Annotated in this window: 11 protein-coding genes; 5 read left to right on the top strand and 6 right to left on the bottom strand. The window is 62.1% G+C overall.

From position 1 onward, the window contains the following. Positions 1 to 33 precede the first annotated feature (33 nt). A complete protein-coding gene (locus HMPREF2678_RS08030; protein WP_070551914.1) occupies positions 34 to 1,575 on the bottom strand; it encodes a GH32 C-terminal domain-containing protein in 1,542 nt (513 codons plus the stop codon). Positions 1,576 to 1,602: 27 nt separating this feature from the next. Then, the gene (gene glgA / locus HMPREF2678_RS08025; RefSeq protein WP_070551912.1) at positions 1,603 to 2,787 is read right to left on the bottom strand and encodes a glycogen synthase; all 1,185 of its coding nucleotides are present in this window, start codon (positions 2,785 to 2,787) and stop codon (positions 1,603 to 1,605) included. Between the two features lie 110 nt (positions 2,788 to 2,897). Between glgA and glgC the strand changes: the two genes are divergently transcribed. Continuing rightward, a complete protein-coding gene (glgC, locus tag HMPREF2678_RS08020; RefSeq protein ID WP_034970897.1) occupies positions 2,898 to 4,115 on the top strand; it encodes a glucose-1-phosphate adenylyltransferase in 1,218 nt (405 codons plus the stop codon). 34 nt (positions 4,116 to 4,149) lie between these two features. Here glgC and HMPREF2678_RS08015 read toward each other — a convergent pair whose 3' ends face one another. Continuing rightward, positions 4,150 to 4,830, bottom strand: a complete 681-nt coding sequence (locus HMPREF2678_RS08015) for an O-methyltransferase (RefSeq protein WP_034973709.1) — start codon at positions 4,828 to 4,830, stop codon at positions 4,150 to 4,152. 199 nt (positions 4,831 to 5,029) lie between these two features. On the opposite strand from HMPREF2678_RS08015, the gene sigE reads away from it, so the two are divergent. The 3 genes from sigE (at position 5,030) to tatB (ending at position 6,708) form a co-directional block, all read left to right on the top strand. Beyond that, positions 5,030 to 5,620 (top strand): RNA polymerase sigma factor SigE, encoded by a 591-nt coding sequence (gene sigE, locus HMPREF2678_RS08010; RefSeq protein ID WP_034978353.1) that lies wholly within the window; start codon positions 5,030 to 5,032, stop codon positions 5,618 to 5,620. A gap of 77 nt (positions 5,621 to 5,697) precedes the next feature. Further along, positions 5,698 to 6,066 carry an anti-sigma factor family protein gene (locus HMPREF2678_RS08005; RefSeq protein ID WP_070551910.1) on the top strand — a complete coding sequence of 123 codons (369 nt, stop codon included), beginning with the start codon at positions 5,698 to 5,700 and terminating at the stop codon, positions 6,064 to 6,066. Positions 6,067 to 6,102: 36 nt separating this feature from the next. Next, a complete protein-coding gene (gene tatB, locus HMPREF2678_RS08000) occupies positions 6,103 to 6,708 on the top strand; it encodes a Sec-independent protein translocase subunit TatB (protein WP_035000918.1) in 606 nt (201 codons plus the stop codon). 37 nt (positions 6,709 to 6,745) lie between these two features. Here tatB and HMPREF2678_RS07995 read toward each other — a convergent pair whose 3' ends face one another. The 3 genes from HMPREF2678_RS07995 to HMPREF2678_RS07985 all read right to left on the bottom strand — a co-directional run bounded on the left by HMPREF2678_RS07995 (position 6,746) and on the right by HMPREF2678_RS07985 (position 9,853). Then, complete coding sequence (locus HMPREF2678_RS07995) at positions 6,746 to 7,876, bottom strand: Mrp/NBP35 family ATP-binding protein (RefSeq protein ID WP_034970892.1); 1,131 nt, start codon at positions 7,874 to 7,876, stop codon at positions 6,746 to 6,748. Between the two features lie 65 nt (positions 7,877 to 7,941). Next, positions 7,942 to 8,478 (bottom strand): DUF1003 domain-containing protein, encoded by a 537-nt coding sequence (locus tag HMPREF2678_RS07990; RefSeq protein WP_070551908.1) that lies wholly within the window; start codon positions 8,476 to 8,478, stop codon positions 7,942 to 7,944. 7 nt (positions 8,479 to 8,485) lie between these two features. Beyond that, entirely contained in the window at positions 8,486 to 9,853 is a 1,368-nt protein-coding gene (locus tag HMPREF2678_RS07985; protein ID WP_237743867.1) for a magnesium transporter MgtE N-terminal domain-containing protein, read from the bottom strand. Between the two features lie 153 nt (positions 9,854 to 10,006). On the opposite strand from HMPREF2678_RS07985, the gene HMPREF2678_RS07980 reads away from it, so the two are divergent. Continuing rightward, positions 10,007 to 10,636: a hypothetical protein gene (locus tag HMPREF2678_RS07980; RefSeq protein WP_237743868.1), complete on the top strand. Its 630-nt coding sequence runs from the start codon at positions 10,007 to 10,009 to the stop codon at positions 10,634 to 10,636. Positions 10,637 to 10,639 lie beyond the last annotated feature (3 nt).

The raw sequence follows: 10,639 nt of genomic DNA, 5'->3' as shown, positions 1-10,639 counted from the left end.
TCCATGTCCAAAAACCCTATGGACATAACACAGTTAGTCTTCGTCGAAGATTCCCGCGGCCACGTCGCGATCGGCGATGAGGGCCTCCGCCATGTAGGCTTCCTGATCCTCCGGGGAGGTCAGGCCAGCCTGCATGCGCATCAGGTGCCGACCGGCCGTCTGCATGGAGGAGATAATCTTTGCGCCACCGGTTGCGCGCACGTCGATATCGGAAATCTGCGAGTGCGCCGGAATAGCGCTGGTGAGGGTCACAGCACCGCCATCGGCGAACACCTCACACACCGGCCCGTCCAGGAACACCGTCAGGGTGTCCGAGTCTGCGTCTTTGAGCGGTGCCGTGCGGGTATCCACGCCCAGGCGGGTAACGGACACCGCATCGTTGGTGTAGCTGATTGTTGCAATGACCTGCCCGGAATCATCCGTGACATCGACATCCACGCTGCCTTGCTGGGCGTCCAGCTGAGCGGACCAAATGAACGCATAGTCAGAGAACGTGCGCACGGCGGTAGGGGCGCCGACGACATCTTGGTACAGCTCCCCGCCCACCAGCGAGAGGTAGCGGGGTGCCGACAGGCAGTTGGCCCACTGGCCGTCCAGCGATGGGTGCGCGCCCACCAGGCCGAACATCACCGGCGTGTGGTAGTCGATCACACGCGGGCGGGTGAAGTCGTGGCCGAAGTCGATGACGGTGAACGGGGTGGTCACCTTGAAGGCATTGCCACTCAGGTTGCCGACTACGTACCCAGCGACCTCATCGGATTCGCCCGCGCCGCCGGGGAAGGTCACGAACAAGACATCTCGGCGGGCGGAGGAGTCGGCGTCCACCATAGAAACAATGCGCGGAGCGAAGGGGCGATCGGGGCGCAGGGCGGCCTCGGCAGGAAGCTCCAGTGGGCCGAGTCCCCGCCAATGCTGGCGGTCGCTGGACCGCAGAACAACGATCTGCGCATCCACGTCGTTAATGAGGGATAGGGCGATCATCAGCCAACCCTCGTCCGGGTGGGCGGGATCCTCGTGGCGAATCACGCTGGGGGTGACCAGGTTTTCTACCGGGTGGGCGGAATCGTCAATGTCGATGGCGCCGAGCCGCTGGACGTGGGGATCCGGCAGACTCGGATCGTCGGATACCTCCGTGGCCTCCATTAGGTTGGGGATAAGCGCCCGTTCGATCGTGAAGGTTCGTGGGCCGCGCTGGCCGTGGGGAATGTCGGCGCCGCGCGCTTCCGCAGCAGTGGCTTCACCTGCAGCGTGAGTAACGACGAAGAACAGTTCCGCCCCCAGACCCACCGGAACCGTGGCGCCGGCCAGAATATCGACCTCTGCGCCGCGGGCGGTGCCCTCCTGGTCTGCTAGCCCCCGGTTTGGAACGACCACGTCATCGCAGATGTCCCAGTCGTAGGTGGCTTCCGAAGCCACCTGGTGCGCCCACCGAGAGCCCTCGGAAGGGCGCGGGCGGAACTGGTGGAATACGTGCAGGGCATTGCCGGAGAAAACGGCGCCTGCTGGGGCTTCCAACACCCCCGTTTCTGCGGTGATGTGCAGTTCCGGGCGGTGTTTGTGGGAGGAAGAATGCATGCCACCATTCATACCAGCGGATTGCGGTTAAAGCAGGGACTTGTACACGTCCACGGTCTGCTCGGCGATGGTTGCCCAACTGAAAGTCGTCACCGCACGCTGGCGACCGGCCTCTCCAAAGCTGCGCACCTTGTCCTTATCTGCGACAAGTGCGTTGGTGGCTTCGGCGAGGCCTCGTTCGAAGGCTTCGGCATCGTTCTCGTCGTAGTGAACCAGCGTGCCGGTCTCTCCGTCGACGACAACCTCCGGGATGCCTCCGACGTCGGAGGCCACAACTGCCGTCCCGCACGCCATGGCTTCCAGGTTCACGATTCCCAGGGGCTCGTAGATGGAGGGGCAGAGGAACGCATCGGAGGCCGACAGGATCTCCTGCAAAGCCGGTTTCTCCATCATTTCCTTTACCCAGAACACGCCGTCGCGTTCTGCCTGCAGCGCCTCCACCAATGCGGTGACTTCGGCCTCGATCTCCGGGGTATCGGGGGCGCCGGCACACAGCACAACTTGGATTTCCGGATCCAGGTGGGCGACTGCCTTAAGCAGGTGGGGTACGCCCTTTTGGCGCGTGATGCGTCCGACGAAGGAGACGATGGGGCGATTGGGGTCGACGCCGAGCTCCGTGAGTACGGATCGATTGCCAGCCTCCACGGCCGCCTCGAAGGTGGGGCGGGGCTGCCACAGTTCGGAATCGATGCCATTGAGCACCACGTGGATGCGATCCGGGTCGATTGCTGGGTAGGCGTCGAGGATGGATTCCTTCATCTTGGCGGAGACGGCGATAACGGCATCCGCGTTCTCCATCGCATTCTTCTCCGACCAGGAGGAGACATCGTAGCCACCGCCGAGCTGCTCGCGCTTCCAGGGGCGGTGTGGCTCTAGCGAGTGGGCGGTCGCCACGTGGGGGATGCCGTGCAACAGGCCACCAACGTGGCCTCCCAGGCCGGTGTACCAGGTGTGGGAATGCACAACCTCTACATCGCCGAGGGAGTGCGCCATGCGAAGTCCGGTGGAGAGTGTCTTGATGGAACCGTTGGCGTCCGAAAGCTCGGGATCTACCCCGTGGACATAAACATCCTGCTCTTCGCGAGGCCCGCCCATGCAGTGCACGTCGACGTGTTCCAGCTGCCGCATGTAGCGAACCAGTTCGGTGACGTGCACCCCGGCGCCACCGTAGATCTCTGGGGGATATTCCTTTGTCAGCATGGCGATACGCATGCCTCCAGACTAACCGGCTGCGCACCGCGTGTCCTGGCAACAACGGTCGCCAGTAATTGGATTGCCTGCTTGGCAAGCAAAACTACCGCCGGGTCGCTAGGTTGGAAAGTGTGAAGAGCAGATCGAATGTCCTGTCCATTGTCCTTGCTGGTGGCGAGGGAAAGCGCCTGTACCCTTTCACCGCCGACCGCGCTAAGCCCGCCGTGCCCTTCGGCGGTAACTATCGCCTGATCGACTTCGTACTGTCCAACCTGGTCAACGCAGGTTATTACAAGATCTGTGTGCTGACCCAGTACAAGTCCCACTCCCTTGACCGCCACATTTCCCAGTCCTGGCAGCTGTCGGGCCTGACCGGCCAGTACATCACCCCTGTACCTGCACAGCAGCGCCTGGGGAAGCGCTGGTTCACCGGTTCCGCGGACGCGATTCTGCAGTCCCTCAACCTGGTGTACGACGAGCAGCCGGATTACATCATCGTCTTCGGTGCGGACCACGTGTACCGCATGGATCCGGAGCAGATGGTGCAGGAACATATCGCCAGCGGCGCCGGTGTGACGGTTGCAGGACTGCGCGTTCCGCGCCACGAAGCTACGGCATTTGGCGTGATTCAAGCAGACGATGACAACAAGATCGAGCAGTTCCTGGAGAAGCCGGCGGAACCGCCGAGCGTGCCGGATGATCCAGAGGTCTCCTTCGCCTCCATGGGCAACTACGTGTTCACCGCGCAGACGCTGATTGACGCGCTGAAGGAGGACTCTGAGGACGAGAACTCCAACCACGACATGGGCGGCGACATCATTCCGCGCCTGGTGAACCGTGGAGAGGCCTACGTCTACGACTTCTCCAACAACTACGTCCCGGGTGAGACCGAGCGCGACAAGGGATACTGGCGCGACGTGGGTACGGTCGACGCGTTCTACGAGGCGCACATGGATCTGATCAGCGTGCACCCGGTGTTTAACCTGTACAACCAGCAGTGGCCGATCCACACCGCAGAGACCGGTAACCTGCCGCCCGCGAAGTTCGTTAAGGGCGGAATCGCCCAGTCTTCGATGGTTTCGGCGGGCTGCATCATCTCCGCCGGCACGGTGCGTAACTCCGTGCTGAGTGAGAACGTGATTGTGGAAGAGGGTGCCTCTGTCGAAGGCTGCGTGATCATGCCGGGCGTGCGCATTGGCCGCGGCGCAGTGGTGCGCCACGCCATCCTGGACAAGAACGTTCAGGTTTCCGCGGGCGAGATTATCGGAGTGGACCGCGCCCGCGATCAGGATCGCTTCACCATCTCCAAGGGTGGCGTGGTCTGCATCGGCAAGAACGTGGTTGTCTAAACCTCCGCCGCGCAAGCGGCGGGGAGGAAGGGAGTTAGCTGATCTTGGTGATCAGCGTGGCGCCCGCTCCGAGGGGGAGGCGGGCGACCTTCGCGTTATCCAGCTCGCGGAAGAACTGATCTGCCTCGCGGGCGCGGGTAGTCTGGCGATCGGCGTGCTTGTCATCGCCGACGAGGCCATCCATCAGGGAGTCCAGCAGGATGAGGACGCCACCGCGGCGCAGTGCCGGGAGGGTGGACTCCACGATCGCGGTGAACTCCTCCGTGGCGGCTTCCGCAACTGCAATGTCGTAACTATCGCTAGCCAGACGGCGAATAACGTCCAGCGGAGCACTGGGCAGGAATCGGAAGGTGTTGGGGCGCTGCCCAGCGTTCGCGAAAGCCTGCTTAGCCAGCTGCTGATGCTGCACTTCTGGCTCGATGCACGTCAGGTGTCCCTCCACCTGGGCAGCGTTGAGTCCCTTGAAAAGGTGCAGGCCGATCACACCACTGGCGGGGGACACGATAATGCCGGTGGGGGTGTGGCCGCTGGCGGCGGCGTTCGCGCCGGCGCGGGTAGCCAGGAACTCCAGGAACTCGGCCGTCATCGCATCGGGGGTGAGCAGACCGAACTCCTGCGCGGCCTCGACGGCGGCAGTGACGACCTCGTCTGGCTCGGTAGTGGCCCGAACGTACTCACGGATGGCCTCGATTGGGGAAGATGATGCAGCATTCACGATTCCTGACGATAGGCCAGGGAAGCGCCAATGTTGTGCTTGTCTTCGGCATGTCAGACTGTGGCGTCAAAAATAGAAAAGAGAGTGAACAGATGTGACCGGAGTGACTAACTTTCCCCCCCTCCCCACGAGGGGGTAAAATTCTCACAGGAAACTGCCAGGTGTGCAGCACAAGAATTTGAGGACGATCAGTCACAATATGGTCATGAACGCAGACCGAACCCCCAACCCCCGTAGTACCGCAGAGTTTGATGCAGGTACCGGCGAGCTTCCCAGCTGGGGTGAATTGGTCGCAGAACACGCAGACAGCGTGTACCTCCTGGCCTACCGGCTGGCGGGCAATCAGCAGGACGCCGAAGACCTCACGCAGGACACGTTCATGCGCGTGTTCCGGAGCTTGAAGAGTTACCAGCCAGGCACCTTCGAAGGTTGGCTCCACCGCATCACAACCAACCTCTTCCTGGACATGGTGCGCCGTCGCGCGAAGATTCGCATGGAGCAGCTGCCCGAGGATTACGACCGCATCGAAGGTGGCATCGCGGACCCAGCGGAGACCTTTGAACTGAATAACTTGGATCCGGCGCTGGAGAAGGCCCTGGATCAACTAGCCCCCGAATACCGTGTGGCGGTGGTGCTGTGTGACGGGCTGGGGATGAGCTACGACGAGATCTCCCAAACCCTGGGCATCAAGATGGGCACCGTGCGCTCCCGCATCCACCGCGCCCGTGCCCAACTTCGCGGTAACCTGGAACGTAACCAAGGCGAACTGGTCTACACCGGCCAGGTCTAAAAGCCCGGTGTAGCTAGCGAAGCGGGATAGCGCGAGATAGTGCGGGACAGACAAGGACAGAAAGGTAGGTAGCGCGTGTGACATCTTTCGTAGAAAACTTCACCGGGGAGCTGTCTATCGATCACCTGTCGACCGAGGCCATCGCCGCCCTCGTGGACGGCGAACTATCGCGCCGGGCAGAGCACCGAGCCAAGATCCACCTTGTACACTGCGAACACTGCCGGGAAGAGGTTCGTGCACAGCGCACGGCAGCCAATCGCATGCGCAAACATGCCGCAGCGGTTCACACCCCGGGTGGGCTGATGGAGAAGTTGCAGCGCATTCCCGAGGAATGCTGCGAGAACGATTCGCCCCACCGATTCTCAGTGGACGGCTGTCGGCGCCCCGAAACTCTAGTCGACCGAGTTGATTTGTTGCTTCGGAAGTTGCACCTGCGCGGCAAGTAGAGTGAAAGTCTGTGCGGATTAAGTTAGGTTAGACAGGTGTTTTCCAATGTAGGTTGGGGCGAAGTCCTCGTACTTTTGATCGTTGCGCTGTTTCTGATTGGCCCGGAGCGTTTGCCGGGGCTCATCAAGGAAGCTCGGGCGATGCTGTTGGCAGTGCGCAAGGCCGTCTCGCAGGCCAAAGAGCAGCTGGATGGGGAGCTGGGGGAGGATTTCCGGGAGTTCTCTAAGCCACTGCAGGAGCTCAACTCGGTGCGCCAGATGGGTGCTAAGGGCTTCATTACCAAGACTCTGTTGGACGATGATGACAGTATCCTGACCTCTTTCAGCGAGACGAAGCAGGAAGTGAAAGACACCGTGGATACGGTGCGTAAGCCGAACCTGCGCGAGTCCCTCAAGGCGGACAGTGCAAAGAAGAAGGCTCCTGCCGGCAGCGCTGCCCCCGCGAGCGGTAGCGCGGACAACGGAGGCATCGCCGTAACCCAGCAGTCGACCGCTGGGGAGTCCCGCGCGCAGACCTCGAGCCCGGTCGCCGATGCTGCAGAGCAGCTCACGGGAGATGCCGGGGGCGCGGGAAACGCAGGTAACGCTGGGGATAAAGAAAAGCCCTCCACACCCGGTTACGGGTGGGAGGACGTGACCTAAACCGCGCTAGCCGCGGTTGCGGCCGGGGTCTTTCGGCCTATTTCTTTGTGACGCCGAGGTTCAGCGACTTACCTGCCAGCGAACTGCGACGAACGGCCAACTGATCGGCAATTCCGCCGAAGGCGATCGTGGCCGGAGAGTTCGGCTCGGACAGCACGATCGGATTGCCTAAGTCTCCGCCAATGCGCAGGTTCGGATCCAGCGGGATCTGGCCCATCAGCGGCACCTTAGTGCCGGTGATCTGGGACAGGCGGTCGGCGACGAATTGGCCACCGCCCGAGCCGAAGACCTCCATGCGGGAGCCGTCCGGCATGTCCATCCAGCTCATGTTCTCGATCACGCCGCCGATGCGCTGGCGGGTCTGCTGGGAGATCGAACCGGCGCGCTCCGCCACCTCTGCGGCAGCAGCCTGCGGGGTGGTGACGATCAGCAGCTCAGCATTCGGAACCAGCTGGGCGACGGAGATCGCCACGTCGCCGGTACCCGGCGGCAGGTCCAGCAGAAGGATGTCCAGGTCACCCCAGAACACATCCGCCAGGAACTGCTGGATAGCGCGGTGCAGCATGGGGCCACGCCACACGACGGGGGAGTTGTCGCCGATGAAGTGACCGATGGAAATCAGCTTCACGCCGTGCGCCTGCAGCGGCATGATCATCTCGTCCACCTGGTGGGGCTTATCTGTGGAGCCCATGAGGCCGGGTACGGAGTGGCCGTAAATGTCGGCGTCGATCACTCCAACCTTCAGACCCCGCTTCTGCAAGGCTACGGCGAGGTTCACGGTGACGCTGGACTTGCCCACGCCACCCTTGCCGGAGGCGATGGCGAACACGCGGGTGGTGGAGTCGGCCTGGGCGAAGGGGATGACCGGATCAGCGGAATCGCCACGCACCATTTGGCGGATGTTGCGGCGTTGCTCGTCGCTCATCACGTCGGTCGTGACGGTGACGTTCTCCACGCCATCGACGGATTCCGCAGCTTCGCGCGTTTTCTCCGTCAGGTGGTTCTTCATCGGGCAACCAGCGATGGTCAGGTAGATCTCGATGGCGACATCGCTACCGTTGATGTCGATGGACTTCACCATGCCGAGATCCGTGATCGTGCGGTTGAGTTCAGGATCCTCTACGCGGGATAGCGCGCTGCGTACAGCGGATTCAGTGACTTGGGACATGATGGCTTTCAGTGTATCGAACGACTGCCCAGACGTTAACTTGGCCTGGTAGGTGGAACTCTGACTTAGTCTTCGCGGGACTCTCCGCGGGCTTCCTCATCGCGCCGCGAATCGTCGATCTTGTCATCGATGCGCTGCAGAATGTCGTGGAGCTCCTCCAGTTCGCGACGCAGGTAATCGCGGGTGACGGTTTCGCCGACGGCGATACGGACGCTGGCGACCTCGCGGGCCAAGAATTCCGTATCGGCCTTGGTCTCCGCAGCGCGGCGGCGGTCCTCGTCCAGGCTCACGCGGTCGCGGTCGTCCTGGCGATTCTGCGCCAACAGAATGAGCGGTGCGGCGTAGGCAGCCTGGGTGGAGAAGGCAAGGTTCAAAAGGATGAACGGGTATGGATCCCAGTTCCACCACATTCCGCCCAGGTTCAGCGCGATCCAGGCGATCACGATGATCGTCTGATAGAAGAGGTACTTGCCCGTACCCAGGAAGCGGGCGATGTTCTCGGCTGCGCGGCCAACACCGTCGCCGTCCAGGTTGAATTTCTTTTTCTGACGCGTTGCGTCGGTGGGCGTATCTAGCTCTGCGCGGGAAAACTTTCGTGCCATAGAGTGCCTAGACCCCCTTCACTTCATTGTTGGTCGCAGTCTCATTGTTGGTCGCATTCGCTGCCTCGGGGCTGGAGCTGTCAGTGGATTCGGCGGCAGGGCGTGCCACGGAGGAGGCGTCGACTCGCCAATCCTCTTCGCGCCAGTCCTCCGGAAGCATGTGGTCCAGCAGGTCATCGACGCTGACCGCGCCCAGCAGGTGCTGGTCGTGGTCGAGTACCGGGCCACACACCAGGTTGTATGTCGCGAAGTAGCGGGCCGCGGTTTCCTGCGTGTCCTCCGCGAACAGCGCCGGTAGTTCGAGATCCAGGATCCCACCGATCAGGGAGGACGGCGGTTCACGCAGCAGCTTCTGCAGGTGGACACAGCCCAGGTACTTTCCCGTCGGGGTGGCCTGGGGTGGTCGAACCACAAAAATGAGGGAGGACAGGGACGTTGGTAGCTCTGGGTTTCGCGCGTGAGCGAGAGCTTCGGCGACGGTGGCCTGCGGCGTCAAAATAATGGGTTCAGGAGTCATGAGCGCGCCTACGGTCTCGGGCGAGAAGTCCATGAGGCGACGAACGGGTTCGGATTCCTCCGGATCCATCAGCTCCAGCAGCACGTCCGAGGTATCCTCCGGCAGCTCCGCCAGAATATCGGCTGCGTCATCCGGGTCCATCTCCTCCAACACGTCCGCGGCGCGTTCGATGTTGAGGTGCTCCAGGATCGCAGCCTGATCGTCATCCGGCATCTCCGCCAACACGTCCGCCAGCCGCTCGTCGTCGAGCTCCGCGGCGATCTTGTTGCGGCGGGCATCTTCCATCTCCACCAGGGCGTTAGCCACGTCAGCATTGCGCATTTGCGCGAATGAGGCGATCAGCTCTGCATCCTGGTTCACTGCTCCCGTTCCAGAGGCGTGGAGGCCTTGAATGTGCTCGATGGGGATAACGTCGATCGCAGTCCGGCGCCCCAGGCGACTGCGCTGGGTGACCGCCAGGTTGCGGATCTTCCACTCGCGGCGACGGCTACGGCTGAGCTCCACATCGGTGATCTCCACGACCTTGCCGTGAAGATCCTCGTGCTCCGGATCGTCCGTGTGCACCTTGGAGCCGATGAGGTCCTCGAAGATCGTCAACTCCGCAGAGCGGGATTTGAATGGGCGCAAGTTCACCGAACTGGAGGTAGTGGTGATGTCCGTGGCAGTGATGGCCGCGATTCGTAGCATCGGCAGGAAGATCTTTCGCTTATTGGAGATCTCCACCACCAAACCAAGTGCCGTCGCATTATCGCCGTGGATGGTGATCACGACATCGCGGACACGACCGACGGATTCGCCGTCTGGCCCCAGCACCACTAAGCCGGCTAAACGTCCTGCATAAACACGACTAGTACTCATGTCTACTAAGGTTACTTGATGCCTAAGACGCGGTAGTATGTGGCAAGTTGGATGGCTGAACACAGCCAGAAGTGCTGGATAGAGCCAGAAATACTGGATATCGCCAGAAAGTTAAAGGGGAAGAACCAGATGCGAGTGTTGGGCGGGCGGAACGTGGCGTCGCTAACCGTGGCAGTGACCTGTCTTGCCACCGCAAGTGGGCTGGCAGGGTGCGCGGAACAGAGCGCTCCGCAGTTCGTCGTCGGCGTGCCGGAGCAGTCCCTCGGGAATTCGCCCATGCCCAACCGCAATGCCGATGCTTTTGCCCGCTACCTGGTGCGGGGACTCAAGGATGACCACCGAAAGGTGGAGCGCAAACTCGTGTCCGCAGACTACCGGGTCCGCCAGTTGCGCACTGGTGAAGTGACCGTGACCTTCGGCTGCACGGGCGAGCTGTTGCAAAGGCTGGATCGGAACCGGGGCCTCGAGCTGCGCCGGGAATATGCGGATCGGGAGGCTGTGAAGGGCGGCGAGCAGGACGAGAGCGCCCCGAAGTCCGGCACCCCGAAGTCCGGCACCCCGAAGTCCGACCGGGAATGGGAGGCGCTGGTGTACGACGAGCTGCGCAACGTGCTTCCGCAGGATATCGGTATTACTGCGCCGGGGGAGGCCATGCCGTGCCAAGGCACTGTTTTGCCGCAGAACGCCGTGGTGCTCTACGCGAAGGAAGGCCTGAGCCGCGACATTGTTGGGAAGCTGAACTCCGTGGCTACGGGAACGACCATGGAGATGCTCGGAGGCTAGGGC

This window comes from Corynebacterium sp. HMSC058E07 (assembly GCF_001809885.1).
In the GTDB taxonomy this organism is placed as follows: Bacteria; Actinomycetota; Actinomycetes; order Mycobacteriales; family Mycobacteriaceae; genus Corynebacterium; species Corynebacterium macclintockiae.
Note: the sequence above shows the minus strand (reverse complement) of the source record. Positions and strands in the feature narration are given on the sequence as shown.